This window comes from Photorhabdus heterorhabditis (assembly GCF_018448905.1).
GTDB lineage: Bacteria > Pseudomonadota > Gammaproteobacteria > Enterobacterales > Enterobacteriaceae > Photorhabdus > Photorhabdus heterorhabditis.
Genome location: NZ_RCWA01000019.1, coordinates 49,412 through 67,585 on the forward strand (window position 1 = coordinate 49,412; position 18,174 = coordinate 67,585).

Below are 18,174 nucleotides of genomic sequence, written 5' to 3' on the forward strand. Positions count from 1 at the left end.
CAATATTACAAAATATATTCCATCACTCACAAATGAAATTCCATGATTCCTTTCTGACCGTCTTACACTTCCTTCGGCTCATTACAAAATATTAATCATCTTCTTTTTCATAGTAGACCATATGTAACAAATGCAATTATTTCATTTCGTTATTGTTGATAATTATATTACCTTTGGTGTGATTATAAATTTTGTTATTGCATCATAACGACCATTTAAATAAATAATAGATAATAACTTCATGGAATAGTTTATAGCTGAATGGTTCTCTTTATTTTTCCACTATTTTCAATCTATTCAGCCTGCTATCAAACGTTATATTTTCCGCCTGCTTTTGATAGATATATACCCAATAGATTTCAAGATGGATCGCGACGGCAAGGGCGCGAATCCCCGGGAGCATAGATAACTATGTCATAGATAACGATGTGACCGGGGTGAGTGAGTGCAGTCAACAAAGAGGCAACTTGAAAGATAACAGGTATAAACCCACGATAAGCAAGGCCGCATAAGTATCTTATTTTACTTAATATTTAAAAGGAATAAATATGAATACACTCAATCCTGCATACCAACAAGCATTAGGAAAAAGCTTTACTTCTCTGACCGATATCTGCCATCTCTCTTTTGATGAACTCCGCCAGAAAGTACGAGGCGAGCTTTCATGGTCACAAACCGTCAGCTTATATCTTGATGCAAAACAGGTGCAAAAAGATAATCTACTGCATGAAGCTCGTATTCTGAAACGCGCTAATCCTCAGTTACAAAATGCAATACAACTTACCTTGACCAAACCCCATGCTGACCAACAAGGTTATAACAGTAAATTTGGCAACCGCGCCAGTCAATATGCAGCACCAGACTCAATTTCTTCCATGTTCTCGCCTGCCGCTTACCTGACCGAACTTTACCGTCAAGCACGCGATTTACATACGAGCGATTCTATTTATCATCTGGATACACGCCGCCCGGATCTACAGTTACTAACGCTCAGCCAGAAAAATATGGATACTGAAATATCCACACTTTCTCTGTCTAATAACGTGTTGCTCGAAAGTATTATTAGCAATCAGAGTGGACGTAGTCACTATGCTGAAATAATGGAAAAATTATCAACCTTCCCTTTTGCTGGATCACTGCCATATCACGATGCTTATGAAAGCGTGCGTAAAATTATTCAGTTACAGGCTCCAGTATTTGAACAATCCAGTACACCACCGAAAACAACCGTCGCCAAACTCATGTATCAAATTTCTCTGTTGGAGATTAATTCATCTGTTTCACCTGAATTGTTTAATATTCTGACAGAAGAAATTACCGAAGCCAATGCAAAGAGTCTTTATAATAAAAATTTTGGTAATATTAATCCTTCCCTGATAGAAAACCCAGAATATCTGAGGAATTATTATAATCTGACTGATGAAGAATTTAGTCATTTAACTAAATTGAATGTTACATTAACTACAAAAAAAATAAAAAGTACAACACCTTCCAACGCAAAATATGATTATCTTCTTCTGTTGAAACGGAATAAATTTATTCGTCTGTCCAAAGCTACAAATCTGCCACTACCCGTATTGGTAGAAATTATCTCCAATACCAACCCAGGACTCAACATCAATGCAGAAGTACTAAAGAAAGTCTTTCGTGTAAAATACTATATGCATCGTTACGGTATTGATACTGAAACAGCACTAATACTGTGTAAAGCCCCCATTTCACAACGTGATGATAATAACAGCCCCAGCCAATTTGATCGTTTGTTTAATACTCCCAAACTGAATGGGCAAGATTTTTCTGCCGAGAATAAAGAGATTGATTTAAATCCAAACAATACCAACGACTGGAAAAAAACTGCGCTTAAACGTGCTTTTAATGTCGATGATGTCTCACTTTATCGCCTAGTAAAGATCGTCAATGGTGGTAGCACCACTAGAAAAATTATCCATAATATAGAGAATCTTTCTCATCTCTATCTCACCAAATTACTGGCAGATATCCATCAGTTGACTATTAATGAATTAGGTTTATTGCTCATTGCTACGGGTGAAGGGAAAACCAACTTACTCAAAATCACAGATAATGAGCTGGTCTTATTAATTAACAAACTCTATGACATTACCGAATGGCTGCGTACACAGAAGCTAAGTGTATATCAGTTGTTCATCATGACCACTAATAACTATGATAAAACCCTGATCCCAGAAATATACAACTTGCTGGATACTGTATATAACGGCTTAAAAGATTTTGATAAGAAAGCGGAGAAAACCAAAAAAAATCTGCTGGAAGCTATTTCGCCTTATATCACCGCCGCTTTGCAATTACCGTCTGAACATACGGCATATGCCATCCTCACCTGGGCGGATAAATTAGAACCCGGCAAAGGAAAAATGACAGCTGAGAAATTATGGAGCTGGTTACGGGTAAACCCCGTTACAACTCAACCAGAATTCCAGCAACAAGCTGAACCCGTTATTCAATATTGCCAGTGCCTGGCACAACTGGCGCTGATCTACCGTTCCACGGGTCTCAACGAAAACGCTTTCCATCTGTTTGTAACAAAACCGCAAATCTTTGGCACTACAGCCGAAACGGAATCAACACCTAACGCATTATCATTGATAATGATGACACACTTTGCTGACTGGATTAATTCACTGGGCAAAAAAGCTTCTTTCGTCCTGACCGAACTTGAAAAAGGAACATTAACGGCAAAACAGCTGGCTAGCGCCATGAACCTTGATAAAAATCTGCTATTACAAGCCAGTACCCTAGAACAAAAACATAATCCATTAATTTCATTAACTACCAATGAAATACAGCCAAGCAATCCCTTCATCAGTTGGGCATCTATCGACGCCATTCTGCAATGGGTTGATATAGCGCGTCAATTACATGTCTCTCCAGAGAATGTTTCAGAACTGGCAGAATTACTCACCAATGACCTTTTCGCTGCTTATAACCAGTGGGAAAACATAGCTACAGCATTAACTGCTGGTTTAGATACCCCAAAGGCCAATACCCTGCATGCATTTCTGGATGAATCCCGCAGTACGGCATTAAGCGAGTACTATATCCGCAACATCACTAATAAAGGCCCCGCGATTAAAAACCGTGATGACCTGTATCAGTATTTATTGATTGATAATCAAGTTTCCGCCGCTATTAAAACCACGCGAATTGCTGAAGCAATTGCTAGCATCCAACTGTATATTAACCAGGCACTGAAAAACATAGAGGAAAATACAGTCCAGAATGTAACCAGCCGTCAATTCTTTGCCGATTGGGATAAATATAATAAACGCTACAGCACCTGGGCCAGCGTATCGAAACTCGCTTATTACCCTGAAAATTACATTGATCCGACCATGCGTATCGGACAAACAAAAATGATGGATACACTGCTGCAATCCGTCAGCCAGAGTCAATTAAATACCGATACTGTAGAAGATGCCTTTAATTCTTATTTAACGTCATTCGAACAAGTAGCTAATCTGGAAATCGTCAGCGCCTATCACGACAATATTAATAGTGATCAGGGATTAACCTATTTTATCGGACACAGTAAAACAGAAGTTAATCAATATTACTGGCGCAGCGTGGATCACAATAAATTCAGCAATGGCAAATTCGCCGCTAACGCCTGGAGTGAGTGGTACAAAATTGACTGTCCGATTCATCCCTATCAGGACACTATCCGCCCGGTAGTTTACCAATCCCGTCTGCATATAACCTGGCTGGAACAGAAGAAGATTGCTAAACAGGAAAAAAATGGTCAAAAAACTATCCAAGAGTATTATTATGAATTAAAACTAGCACATATCCGCTATGACGGAACCTGGAATACACCAATCACCTTTGATGTAAATAGCAAAATATCTGATTTAAAATTGGCCAATAAAGCACTCGGATTCTATTGTGCAGGTTATCAGGGTGAAGATACCTTGTTGGTTATGTTTTACGGCAAAGAAAATAAATTAGATAATTATAAAAACGCCTCAATGCAAGGACTGTATATTTTCTCCGATATGTCCTCCAAATCCATGCCAATTACACAAATTACATCTTATCGGGATAATAGCTATAAACACTTCGATACAAACAGTATCATAAGAGTGAATAACCGCTATGCAGAAAAATATGAAATCCCCTCATCAATAAACAATAATAAGGGCTACAATTGGGAAGAACATTACCTCGGTATGGTGTATGGCGGGAATATTTCAGCTATCAGCCTAGAATCTCAATCAGATAATTTAAAAATCAAAATTTCACCTAAATTAAGAGTTATTCATAATGGATATGAAGGCCAAAAACGTAATCAATGTAACTTGATGAAGAAATACGGTAAATTGGGCGACAAATTTATTATCTATAACAATTTAGGCGTCAACCCAGATCACTCAACAAAGAAACAACTGTTTTACCCCATTTATCAGTATAGTGGAAATGCCAGTAAGCTTGATAAAGGAAGACTATTATTCCATCGGGATACCAATTATTCATCTAAAGTCGAAGCATGGATACCTGATGCGCGTCGAACATTGAGCAAAGACAATGCTGCCATTGGTGATGATTATGTTACCGATCCCCAGAATCAGCCCAATGATCTTAATAAATACCTCTTTATGATTGACAACATGGGAATTGCTACTGATGTTTCAGGACCAATAAATATCAATACGGCAATTTCTTCGACAAAAGTTCAAGTAACAGTGAATGCTGGCAGTAAAATACAAACTTTTACAGCAGACAAACAGGTTTCCACTCAGCCATCACCCAACTTCGAAGAGATGATTTATCAATTTAATTCCCTGGAAATAGAGGGTTCAGGTCTGAATTTCATTAATAATTCAGCCAGTATTGATATCACCTTTACCGCATTTGCTGAGCCATTTGCCGAAGGAGAAAATGATCGTAAACTGGGAGAGGAACATTTCAGTATTACTGTCACTCGTAAGGTAAGTACCGATAATGATGTCCTGACCCTTAACCATGATGCAAATGGGGCGCAATATATACAGTGGGGAATCTATCGTACTCGACTTAACACGCTGTTTGCCCGCAAATTAATTAGCCGTGCCACCGCTGGAATCGATACTATCTTAAGTATGGATACTCAGAATATTCAGGAGTCGCAATTAGGTAAGGGTTTCTATGCTACGTTTGTCATACCCCCTTATAGCCCATCGATTCATGGTAATGAACGTTGGTTTAAGCTTTATCTCAAACATGTTGTAGATAATAACTCACATATTATCTATTCAGGTCAGCTAGGCGATACCCGCGCAAACATAACTTTATTTATCCCTCTTGATGATGCGCCACTAAATCGAGATTTTCACGCCAAGGTTTATATGACCTTTCAGAAATCATTGTCAGATAGTTCCTGGGGCGGCCCTCATTTTGTCAGAGATGCTAATGGGGTAGTCACAATAAGTCCTAGCTCTATTTTGACCCATTTCGAAAGCGTTAATGTTCTGAAAGATGTTAAGAACGAACCGATGGATTTCAGCGGCGCTAACAGTCTCTATTTCTGGGAACTGTTCTATTATACCCCGATGCTGATTGCTCAACGTTTGCTACATGAACAAAACTTTGATGAAGCTAACCGTTGGCTGAAATATGTCTGGAATTCGTCTGGTTATATTGTTAATGGTCAAATTCAAAATTACCGCTGGAATGTCCGCCCATTACAGGAAGATACCAGTTGGAACGATGACCCATTAGACTCGGTTGATCCTGACGCCGTAGCTCAACATGATCCGATGCATTACAAAGTTGCTACGTTTATGCGGACCCTTGATTTGTTAATAGCACATGGAGATTATGCTTATCGCCAGCTGGAACGGGACACGCTCAACGAAGCAAAAATGTGGTATATGCAGGCACTACACCTATTGGGTGATAAGCCTCATCTTTCACTCAATTCAGTGTGGAGCGAACCCGATCTGAAAGATACCGCAGATATTGAGAGACAAAAAGCCCATTCCCGCTCAATGGTAGCCTTACGACAGGGCCAATCTACAACCGACACACAAACAGATCTTTTCCTGCCGCAGGTCAATGAAGTCATGCTGAGCTACTGGCAGACACTGGAACAACGGTTATACAACCTGCGCCATAACCTTTCTATCGACGGTCAGCCATTACATCTACCTATTTACGCTACACCGGCAGATCCAAAAGCGCTGCTCAGCGCCACTGTCGCCAGCTCACAGGCCGGAGGGGTTCTCCCGCAACCATTTATATCATTATGGCGTTTCCCACGCATGCTGGAAAACGCGCGCAGCATGGTAAGTCAACTCACGCAGTTTGGTTCCACGTTACAAAATATTATCGAACGTCAAGATGCAGAAGCACTAAATACGCTGTTGCAGAATCAGGCGGCAGAACTGATATTGACCAATTTGAGCATACAAGACAAAACCATCGAAGAGCTAGATGCTGAAAAAACTGTGCTGGAAAAAAACCGCGCTGGAGCACAATCACGTTTTGACAGTTACAGCAAACTGTTCGATGAAAATATCAATGCCGGTGAAAAACAGGCAATGACGTTGCGTGCCTCCATAGCTGGCCTTTCTACTGCTCTTCAAGCATCACATCTGGCAGGCGCAGCACTTGATCTGGCACCCAACATTTTCGGCTTAGCTGATGGCGGCAGCCATTGGGGGGCAATTGCTCAAGCTACAGGTAATGTCATGGAGTTCTCAGCCAGTGTCATGAACACAGAAGCAGATAAAATCAGCCAATCTGAAGCCTATCGTCGTCGTCGTCAGGAATGGGAAATCCAGCGTAATAATGCAGAAACCGAGCTGAAACAAATTGATGCTCAGCTCAATTCATTGACTATACGCCGTGAAGCCACTGTGTTGCAGAAAACCAGCCTGCAAATCCAACAGGAACAAACTCAAGCACAATTGGTCTTCCTGCAACGTAAGTTCAGCAATCAGGCGCTGTACAACTGGCTACGTGGTCGCCTAGCCGCCATTTATTTCCAATTCTACGATCTGGCGGTAACCCGTTGTTTGATGGCAGAAATGGCCTATTGCTGGGAAACTAATAATGCTTCTGTACGCTTCATTAAACCTGGAGCCTGGCAAGGAACCCATGCCGGCCTGCTCGCAGGTGAAGCCTTGATGCTGAATCTGGCACAAATGGAAGATGCGCACCTAAAACAGGAACAACGTGTACTGGAGATAGAACGCACCGTCTCACTGGCAGAACTCTATAAAAATAAAGGTCGATTTTCCCTGTCAGAGAAAATTGCAGAACTAGTCAGACGTGGATCAGGCAATGCCGGTAACGGGAATAATACCCTGAAGTTTGGTACAGGGAACGCCCGAAATTCTCTGCAAGCATCCATTTCATTAGCTGACTTGCAAATCCGTGATGATTATCCAACAGATAGCGGAGTAGGCAACATTCGCCGTATTAAACAGCTCAGTGTTACCCTACCAGCGCTATTAGGACCATATCAAGATGTACAAGCCATTCTGTCTTACGGCGGAAATGTCACCGGATTAGCTGAAAGTTGCAAATCACTGGCGGTTTCTCATGGGATGAATGACAGTGGTCAGTTCCAGCTGGATTTCAATGATGGCAAGTTCCTGCCGTTTGAAGGAATCCCAATCGATAATGGTACGTTGACATTGAGCTTCCCAAATGCAACTGGAAAACAAAAAGTCATGCTGGAGAGTCTAAACGACATCATTCTGCATATTCGCTACACCATTCGCCAATAACCATCTCAACTAAGTATTAAAACAGGCCCCTAAGCGGGGCCTGCAAGGAGTCTTTATATGCAAAATTCACAAGATTTCAATATTACAGAGCTGTCATTGCCCAAAGGGGGGGGCGCTATCACAGGTATGGGTGAAGCATTAACACCCGCCGGACCGGATGGTATGACTGCACTTTCTCTGCCATTGCCCATTTCTGCCGGGCGCGGTTATGCCCCCTCATTAACCCTGAACTATAATAGCGGTGCCGGTAATAGCCCGTTTGGACTAGGCTGGGATTGCAACGTTATGGCTATTCGCCGCCGCACACATTTTGGTGTTCCCCATTATAATGAAACCGATACCTTCCTCGGACCGGAAGGCGAAGTTCTGGTTATGGTGGATCACCCCCGTGATGAATCCACATTACAAGACATCAATTTGGGTACCACTTTCACCGTTACCGGCTACCGTTACCGCTTGGAAAGTCATTTCAGCCGGTTAGAGTACTGGCAGCCGAAAACAACAAACGCAACAGATTTTTGGCTGATATACAGCCCAAATGGACAGGTACACTTGCTAGGCAAAAATCCTCAAGCACGTATTAGTACCCCATCAGACACTACGCAAACAGCCCAGTGGCTACTAGAAGCATCAGTGTCACCGCATGGTGAGCAAATCTATTATCAGTACCGCACCGAAAATGAAGCAGGTTGTGAAACTGATGAGATTACAGCACATCCACAAGCTACAGCCCAACGCTATCTCCACACCGTACATTACGGTAACCTGACAGCCAGCGAAACGCTACCAAGTCTGGATGGTCATATCCCGTCTCAAGCAAGCTGGCTGTTCTGTCTCGTATTTGATTACGGCGAACGCAATAATGACCTACAAACATCACCAGCATTTACAACAACGGATAATTGGCTTTGCCGACAAGACCGTTTTTCCCGTTATGAATACGGTTTCGAATTGCGTACTCGTCGTTTATGCCGCCAGATACTGATGTATCACCGTCTGCAAACACTGGCCGGACAGGCAAAAAACCCCGATGAACTGACACCAGTTTCACGCTTGATACTGGATTATGACGAAAACGCAATAGCCAGCACACTGGTATCGGTTCGCAAGGTGGGACATGAACAAGATGGCACCGCCGTCACCCTTCCACCACTGGAATTTGCATATCAGGATTTTTCGCCACAGCATCATGCTCACTGGCAGCCGATGGATGTATTGGAAAATTTCAATGCAATTCAGCGCTGGCAATTGGTTGATCTAAAAGGTGAAGGGCTACCCGGTCTTCTGTATCAAGACAAAGAAGCTTGGTGGTACCGTGCTGCACAGCGCCAAACCGGAAGCAACCAAGACGCGGTCACCTGGGAAAAAATGCAACCCTTATCAATTATTCCCTCTCTGCAAAATAATGCATCGTTGGTAGACATCAACGGTGATGGTCAACTTGACTGGGTAATCACCGGACCGGGATTACGGGGATACCATAGCCAACGCCCGGATGGCAGTTGGACACGTTTTACTCCGCTCAACGCTCTGCCTGTAGAATATTTTCATCCCCGCGCCCAACTTGCCGATTTAATGGGAGCCGGACTCTCTGATTTGGTTCTGATCGGTCCCAAAAGCGTGCGTTTGTATGCCAATACCCGCGGCGGCTTTACCAAAGGACAGGATATAGTGCAATCCGGTAATGTAACCTTGCCAATACCGGGCGCTGATGCCCGTAAATTAGTGGCTTTTAGTGATGTACTGGGTTCCGGTCAAGCACATCTGGTTGAAGTCAGCGCAACTAAAGTTACCTGTTGGCCGAATCTGGGACACGGGCGCTTTGGTCAGCCAATTACCCTACCGGGATTTAACCAACCAGAAACTGAATTTAACCCTGCTCAGGTTTATCTGGCTGACCTAGATGGCAGCGGTCCAACTGACCTGATTTATGTTCACACAAATCGTCTGGATATTTTCTTAAATAAAAGTGGCAACAGTTTCGCCGCCCCTGTGACATTAACCTTCCCAGACGGTCTACGTTTTGATAATACCTGTCAGTTACAAGTAGCCGATATTCAAGGCCAGGGAGTCGCCAGCCTGATACTGAGCGTACCGTATATGGCTCCTCATCACTGGCGTTGTGACCTGACTCTGCATAAACCCTGGCTACTCAGTGAAATGAACAACAATATGGGTGCCAATCACACTCTGCGTTACCGCAGCTCCGCTCAATTTTGGCTGGATGAAAAAGCCAAGGCACTGGCTTCTGGACAAACACCGGTTTGCTATCTGCCCTTCCCGGTACACACTCTCTGGCAGACGGAAACAGAAGACGAAATCAGCGGCAACAAATTAGTGACAACCATGCGTTATGTTCATGGTGCCTGGGACGGACGTGAACGGGAATTTCGCGGATTTGGTTATGTTGAACAAACGGATAGCCATCAACTGGCTCAAGGCAGTGCACCTGAGCGTACACCACCAGCGCTAACTAAAAACTGGTATGCTACCGGTCTACCTGAAATAGATAACGCATTATCAACCGAATATTGGCGAGGCGATATCCAGGCGTTTAATGGTTTTACACCACGCTTTACCGCCTGGATAAATAACAAAGATGTTCTCCTGACACCAGAAGATGACAACGCTCGATACTGGTTATATCGGGCGCTAAAAGGTCAACCGCTACGCAGTGAACTGTATGGGTTGGATGGCAGTGCGGTAGAACAAATTCCCTATACGGTCACCGAATTCCGTCCACAGGTCCGCCGATTACAGAATACAGATAGTCAATATCCTGTACTTTGGTCATCCATGGCAGAAAGCCGCAGTTATCACTATGAACGTATTGCCAGCGATCCGCAGTGCAGCCAAGATATCACGCTGTCCAGTGATCTATTCGGCCAGCCTCTGAAACGGATTTCAGTCCAATATCCTCGTCGCAATCAGCCCGCAACCAGTCCGTATCCCGATATATTGCCCGATACCCTGTTTGCCAACAGTTATGATGACCAGCAACATCAATTACGGCTAACCTATCAACAATTCAGTTGGCACCATCTAACCAGCAATACCGTTAGAATGCTGGGATTATCGGATGATACTCGCAGTGATATCTTTACTTATGACGCTGAACATCTCCCTGTCGATGGTTTAAATCTGGAAATTCTGCGTGCTGAAAACAGCCTGATTGCGGATGACAAGCCACGTGAATACCTTGGTCAGCAAAAAACATTTTATACCGATGGGCAAAATGCAACACCACTGCCAATACCAACACGGCAAGCGCTAATTGCTTTCACAGAGACGACTGTCTTCAATCAATCCACATTGTCAGCATTTGATGGGAGTATCACATCCGACCAATTGCCAACAACGCTGAAACAAGCCGGCTATCAACAAGCAGATTATCTGTTCCCTCGTACCGGAGAAGGTAAAATCTGGACAGCCCGTCATGGTTATACCGATTACGGCACAGCCACGCAGTTCTGGCGTCCACTAAAACAGCGCAAGACACAGCTCACAGGAAAAATCACATTAACCTGGGATGCAAATTATTGTGTCGTGATACAAACACGCAATGCGGCTGGCCTGACAGCATCAGCAAAATATGACTGGCGTTTTCTGACTCCCGTACAACTCACTGATGCAAATGACAACGTACACTTTATTACGCTGGATGCACTGGGCCGTCCGATAACACAGCGCTTTTGGGGAACAGAAAATGGTGTGATGACGGGTTATACTTCACCGGAAAAAACCGCGTTCCTTCCACCAACCAACGTAAACGCAGCTATTGATCTGACTGGAACGCTCCCCGTAGCACAGTGTCAGGTTTATGCACCGGAAAGCTGGATGCCAGTGCTAAGTCAAAGAACCCTAAATACGCTGTCAGAACAAGAACAACAAATGTTGCAAAATTCCCGAATCATCACTAAAGAGGGGCGTATCTGCATACTCGCTTATCGCCGCTGGCTACAAAACCGAAGTGTATCCACTCAACCAGTCAACCTATTAAGTAGTACCCGTTTACCGCCTCACAGTCTCACACTAACTACAGATCGTTATGACAACGATACAGCTCAACAAATTCGCCAACACGTCACATTCAGTGATGGCTTTGGCCGCTTGCTGCAAGCAGCGGTCCGACATGAGGCAGGAAAAGCCTGGCAACGCAACAACGAGGGTTCACTGGTCACGAAAATTGAGGATACCGATAATCGCTGGGCGGTAACCGGGCGTACTGAATATGACAATAAAGGACAACCCATACGGACCTATCAGCCTTATTTTCTCAATGATTGGCGTTATGTTAGCGATAGCAGCACCGGAAAAGAAGCTTATGCCGATACCCATATATATGACCCCGTTGGTCGAGAGGTGAAGGTTATCACCGCAAAAGGCTGGTTTCGCCGAACCTTGTTCACTCCCTGGTTTACCGTCAATGAGGATGAAAATGACACAGCAGCTGAGGTGAAAATGTAACTTGATAAATCCCGCCCGGCTAACGGGCGGGAAACAAATATAGAGGTGAAAGGTGTCGTTCATAATACCGTCAGATACTCAACTTATTATCTGGTTGATCGTTGGTTTTGTTGCGGCCTGGGGTGGATTAGTCAGATACCTTATTGATATGCAAAATAAACAATATAAATGGAGTTGGATTAACGTACTTTGTCAACTCATCATCTCCTGCTTTACGGGTGTACTGGGAGGATTGATGAGTTTTGAAAGTGGCGGCAGCATCTATATGACTTTTGCAATTGCCGGACTATTCGGCACAACAGGAAGTACCGGGCTGAATTGGCTCTGGCGCCGACTCTCTATTCACCACGGAGGAAAGTAATAGCAGGTTTTTATTGTGACAAGAATCTGACCGCTATTATAACGAACACCTCAACACCGACTATGCTGAGGAAACTGCGATTACAGAAATGATTAAATGCAGCAACACAATAAAAAGAGGTAAGTCATGAAAGTCATAGACCCCAAACTTTATCAACACACACCTGCCGTCAAGGTCCACGATAACCGGGGCCTGACTGTCAGTGTCATTGGCTTTCAACGTATCACCCATCATCAGTATGATGTCCGCGGGTACTTGAACCAGAGCATTGATACACCCCCGTATGACGCCAGACAGAATGATAGTACGATAAAACCTAACTTTCTCTGGCAGTATGATTTGACTGGCAGTCCCTTAAGTACCGAAAGCATTGATGCAGGTCGCACGGTCATACTGAATGATATTGAAGGCCGTCCAGTACTAACCGTGACAGCAACCGGCACCATACAAACCCGACAATATGAATCTTCTTCCCTGCCCGGACGTTTGCTGTCCATAACAGAACAAGAACCAAAGGAAAAAAAGCCTCATATTATCGAACGTCTTATCTGGGCCAGCGGTACCGAACCAGAGAAAAACCACAACCTTGCCGGCCAGTGTGTACGCCACTACAATGCCGCAGGAGTCACTCGACCTGAGAGTTTGTCGCTAACGGGTAGCGTTTTATCACAATCCCAGCAATTACTGATCGACGATCAACAGGCAAACTGGACTGGTGACAACGAAATTATTTGGCAGAACATATTGACCAGCGAGGTCTATACTACCCAAAGCAACTGGGATGCCACTGGCGCTTTACTGACTCAGACCGATGCGGAAGGAAATATCCAGCGTTTGGCCTATGATGTGACCGGTCAATTAAAAAGTAGCTGGTTGACGCAGCAAGGCCACAGTGAACAGATGATCGTCAAATTCCTGACTTATTCCGCAGCCGGACAAAAATTACGCGAAGAATACGGTAACAGCGAGATCATTGAACACAGTTATGAACCGGAAACCCAGCGTCTTATCTGTATCAAAACTCAGCGCCCATCAGACATTTAAGATATTGCAGAATTTACGCCTTGACTGTTCACATTCCTAAAGGAAGAAGAACAGTCAATTCTAGCAATCTCTAATCCAGCCCGTTATTCACAATGATAGACGATTAAGCGCCAAGCGTTGCACCACCATCGATGACAATATCCTGTAAAGTAATATGGCTTGCGAGATCAGAGGCCATAAACAATACCGCATCAGCAATTTCTGTTGGCGTCGCTATCTTCCCAAGTGGGATACCCAGTTTGAATAATTCAGAAAATCCCTGAATAACTTGCTGCTTAGAAGCTGCTGTTTGCCACATATCACGCTGCATTGGCGTATCTGTCGATCCTGGTGAAATAAGGTTACAACGAACGCCATAAGGTGCTAATTCAAGCCCAACACTCAGGCAGAGACTACGCAGTGCAGCTTTAGAAGCGCAATAGGCCGACATACCAACACGAGGAACATGAGCCGCATTTGACGCAATAGTGACGATAGCCCCCGCCTTTTGGCGTTGAAACTGGGGAATAGTCGCCTGAAATAGATTGAATGCACCTCCCGCGTTGACAGACAAGCACTGTTGCCAATCTTCAAACGTTATCTCTTCAGTCGCACCAAGGCGTAATATTCCGGCACCATTGACCAGCACATCAAGTTGTGGCTGTTGTGCAAGGAGTTGTTCGCAACAATGTGAAACGGCAATAGTATCACTGATATCAAGCAAATAAGGTGTAAAAGGCAAATCCCCATCAGGGAAAGTGATGTCAAACCCAATCACCTTCGCGCCCGCTTGCTGAAAACGGTAAGCCGTCTGATAACCAATACCGCTACCCGCGCCGGTTACCCAGACAATTTTATCGCTAAAATCAAGCGTAATACTCATTTCAAGCTCCCTGACTCTCAGTAAATAGCGTCATCCAACCATTTATTGTTGGATTTTTCATTAATGAAATAAAATCCACTTCATATCCTTGCTGGCGCCAATGGGAAATGAGAGACATAATGCGTACAGAATCCAGCCCATAATCGAGCAAGTTTTCATCATCACTAATATCACCACTATCCTCATCTAATAAAGGCAGTAATAGCCCTTTCAGGCGAGTCTTATTCCATTGCACTTGTTTTGCATTTAAGGCAACAAGAAGCTGTTCGGTAGTCTCTACACGTCCACAGCGCCCAGCGGTATATTTAAGCGCCATCATATGTTCTTCATAACTGAAATCAGCTACAGCATCTGCCACTATAAAGGGTTGTATATCACGCATAAACGCATCAGTTGCTGTCATTAGACAACCAATATGGGCATAAACACCACAAATAATGAGTTGATCACGCCCAACTATTTTGAGCTGTTGCTCAAAATCAGTGCGCTGAAATGCACTATATCGCCATTTATCCATAACAGTATCACCAGCCTGGGGAGCGAGTGCATCTATAATTTTTTGCAGTTCGGGGTGGCAGTTCAGCCCGGGTCCCCACATATCATTTAATAGCGCCCTATCCTCATCACTTTGCTGGTTAGGCTGAGCGGAATAAAATACCGGTATTCCATTTTCCCGACAGGTTTCTATCAGTCTGGCAATATTAGCCACAACTTGATTAATTAACGGGCTATTTTCTTCCCAGAAGTTAAGAAAGTAATTTTGCATATCATGAATTAACAATGCAGCCCGATTTTTATCCAATGACCAATTGACCTTGTTTGTCGGAAGCCCTTCTGCTACAGGCAAATCATAACTACTCAGTTTAGGAATACTCATTTCTTTCTCCAACGAATGATGGCTGAACAAATTGCTTAGCAAGTTGACGTAATTGTTGCTTGTCTATTTTTCCAATAGGTGTTGTCGGCAATGAAGGAACAGATTCAAACCGGTCGGGTAATTTATAATCTGCTATTCCCTGCTCACGTAGATAACGCCGCAAGACTACGGCTTTTATCGGTTTTCGTAATACAACAAAAGCGCAGCTTTTCTCACCCATTAACTCATCAGGAACAGCGACAAGCGCGGCATAAATGACATCAGGGTGCCGAAGTAGTAGATTTTCAACTTCCTCTGCTGCAATTTTTTCCCCACCGCGATTGATTTGATCTTTTTCACGTCCCACTACTTGTAAATAACCATCAGGTGTCATGATGACGAGATCGCCAGAACAATAGAATCCATTACTATCAAAGCACTGCTGATTATGTTGTGGGCTGCGGTAATATCCACGGAAGGTATAAGGCCCCTGAGTCATCAACCGGCCAGCAATGCCAGGAGGAACAGGATTGCCATCGTTATCAGCAATCCAAACTTTATCATCCTGACTCATGGGACAGCCTTGCGTCATAAAAATATGCTGTTCGTCGTCATCCAGCCGGGTATAGTTCACTAATCCTTCAGCCATACCAAAAACTTGTTGTAACTGGCATCCCATTTCTTTTGGAATGCGTCTGGCCAGGCTCTCGCTTAACCTTGCCCCACCGACCTGTAGCAATCGCAAGCTTTTTAGCGCGTCACGGTGACCACCAAGTGCTATCGCTTCAAGCCATACACTGACTGCTGGCGGTATCAGTGCAGCAACATTCACCTGATGTTGTTGGATGAGTGGAAAACAACAATCAGCACTGAGGTTATGCGCCAAAATGACCTGTCCCCCGCTGTAAAACGCCCCTAATGCCCCCGGTGAACTCATAGGAAAGTTATGCGCAGCAGGAAGTGCACATAAATAACGAGTTTCAGCATTAAACTGACAAATTTCCACACTGGCGCGAATACTGTAGTAATAATCATTATGCGTTCGGGGAATAAGTTTAGGTGTTCCCGTACTTCCCCCTGACAATTGGAAAAACGCAACTTCATCAGCGGGTGTTGGATTAGCGATAAAATCACCAGCGCCTTGTGCCAGCAGAGTCTCAAAATCCAGAATATCGTCATTATCACCACTCAAGACAACGTGACATAAAGACGGCATGCGGACTCTAAGTTCATCAATAAAATCGTCGTCGCAAAACAAGGAATGGTTGCGATCGGCAATTAACAATGCGGGGGTAATCTGATCAGCATAAGCACAAAGTTCATTACGCTGATGGCTGAATATCGCATTAACCGGAACTACTCCAAGTCGCAATAAGGCAAAGAAAACAATATAAAACTCAGCCTCATTGCCTAATTGAACTAAGGCGGTTTGTCCTCGTTTAACGCCTTGTTGTTGTAATGCGGCAGCAAAACTATCTACTAGCAGATTAAGTTCAGCATAACTGAACTGATGATCTCCACAGATAAGCGCAATTTGCCCGTTATCTGACTGACGGGTAAGAATGTCACTAAGAGGGAGATCTATCCAATAACCAAGCTGACGATAGCGTTGCTCCAACGCTTTCGGCCAACGATTAAATTCAACTATCATGCCGTACATGCCTCCTGTGAAAACTCGAATGCACGTAACATAGTTGAAAATTTAACCTCTGTTTCCTGCCACTCTGACTCTGGATTCGAATCAGGCACAATACCAGCTCCCGCAAACAGCCTTACCCGCGAAGCATTCACTTCACCACAGCGGATAGTCACCACCCATTCACCATCCCCTTTCGCATCACACCACCCCACAATGCCGCCAAAGAGGTTTCGTTTAAACGGCTCTAATTTCTCAATTAAATTTTTCGCGGTCTGATACGGCGTGCCACAGAGAGCCGGCGTAGGATGAAGCAGACAAGCAGCAGAAAGTGCGTTTTCCTGTGGTGCCTTTAGCTCTCCCTCAATATCAGTGGCAAGATGCCAAAGTACAGGCGTGCTAATGGTGGACGGCATATTAGAAATATGTAGCTTTTGACAACGGCTTTCGAGTACGTTTCTTATCATATCGGTCACCAACCGATGCTCATAATTATCTTTGACGGACTGAATAAGCGCCTGACGTAATTTGTAATCCTCTTCCTGATTTTCACTACGCTTTGCTGAACCTGCCAACGGCTGAGAAAAGATAGTGTTGCCCTGTTTACGTACTAATAATTCTGGACTCGCACCAATCAATGCCCCATTTTCCAAAGGAACATGGAAGTTGTAACACCAACCATTTTGCTGATTAAGATGTCGCAATAATTGAATTGAATCTAATGGCTGATGGGTTTCGATATCAAGTAACCGCGCAAGGACAACTTTGTCTAATGCATGATTGCGCATTGCATCAACGGCAGTGTTCACCATCTGGCTAAAATGGGCTTTATCAGGCCACTGATAACGTTTCTTTTCTGTATAGGTGGAATTGGAAACAAGCGAAGGAAACTGCTGTCTTTGGAACCAATTGCATTGTTTAGGGACAAAAAGTGCCGCATTTTGCTGTTTATCGAATGGAATTGCCCCCACCAGAACAGGATTTTCAATCCCATCACTCTTCGCCTGCTGAAATAATTGACGTATTTCTTGCTGAATCAGGCTGTCAGGATTCACTGCATCATCAAGTGGCTTTGATACAACTGCATATTGCCCACGAGCCAACAAACTTTTACTGGATGAAAGAAACAGAAAATCCTTATTATTAAGATCATTAAAACCAGTCAGCAAATCATCTCTATATAGATCTGACACAAGTCTT

The 18,174-nt window shown here is 43.9% G+C and carries 8 protein-coding genes; 4 read left to right on the plus strand and 4 right to left on the minus strand.

The genetic code is table 11. The annotated features are described in order from the left end of the window. The first annotated feature begins 548 nt into the window (after positions 1–548). From EAE89_RS13245 to EAE89_RS13260, 4 genes are all read left to right on the plus strand, one after another. On the plus strand, positions 549–7,748 hold the full coding sequence (locus EAE89_RS13245) for a Tc toxin subunit A-related protein (RefSeq protein WP_214086028.1): 7,200 nt from the start codon (positions 549–551) through the stop codon (positions 7,746–7,748). A 57-nt stretch (positions 7,749–7,805) separates the two neighbouring features. Next, a complete protein-coding gene (locus tag EAE89_RS13250; protein ID WP_214086029.1) occupies positions 7,806–12,215 on the plus strand; it encodes a SpvB/TcaC N-terminal domain-containing protein in 4,410 nt (1,469 codons plus the stop codon). Between the two features lie 52 nt (positions 12,216–12,267). Further along, positions 12,268–12,576 carry a phage holin family protein gene (locus tag EAE89_RS13255; RefSeq protein WP_054477716.1) on the plus strand — a complete coding sequence of 103 codons (309 nt, stop codon included), beginning with the start codon at positions 12,268–12,270 and terminating at the stop codon, positions 12,574–12,576. 126 nt (positions 12,577–12,702) lie between these two features. After that, a complete protein-coding gene (locus EAE89_RS13260) occupies positions 12,703–13,620 on the plus strand; it encodes a hypothetical protein (protein ID WP_214086030.1) in 918 nt (305 codons plus the stop codon). Between the two features lie 103 nt (positions 13,621–13,723). Here the strand turns inward: EAE89_RS13260 and dhbA are convergent, their stop codons facing one another. From dhbA to EAE89_RS13280, 4 genes are read right to left on the minus strand one after another with little or no spacing between them, the layout of a single operon-like run. After that, positions 13,724–14,482 (minus strand): 2,3-dihydro-2,3-dihydroxybenzoate dehydrogenase, encoded by a 759-nt coding sequence (dhbA, locus tag EAE89_RS13265; RefSeq protein WP_054477711.1) that lies wholly within the window; start codon positions 14,480–14,482, stop codon positions 13,724–13,726. Between the two features lies 1 nt (position 14,483). Continuing rightward, positions 14,484–15,359, minus strand: a complete 876-nt coding sequence (locus EAE89_RS13270; RefSeq protein ID WP_214086031.1) for an isochorismatase — start codon at positions 15,357–15,359, stop codon at positions 14,484–14,486. Next, a complete protein-coding gene (locus EAE89_RS13275) occupies positions 15,346–16,986 on the minus strand; it encodes a (2,3-dihydroxybenzoyl)adenylate synthase (protein ID WP_276525718.1) in 1,641 nt (546 codons plus the stop codon). Before EAE89_RS13275 ends, EAE89_RS13270 begins: the two co-directional genes overlap by 14 nt. Next, positions 16,986–18,167: an isochorismate synthase gene (locus EAE89_RS13280; RefSeq protein WP_054477705.1), complete on the minus strand. Its 1,182-nt coding sequence runs from the start codon at positions 18,165–18,167 to the stop codon at positions 16,986–16,988. The genes EAE89_RS13275 and EAE89_RS13280 overlap by 1 nt, the downstream gene beginning before the upstream one ends. Positions 18,168–18,174: the final 7 nt, after the last annotated feature.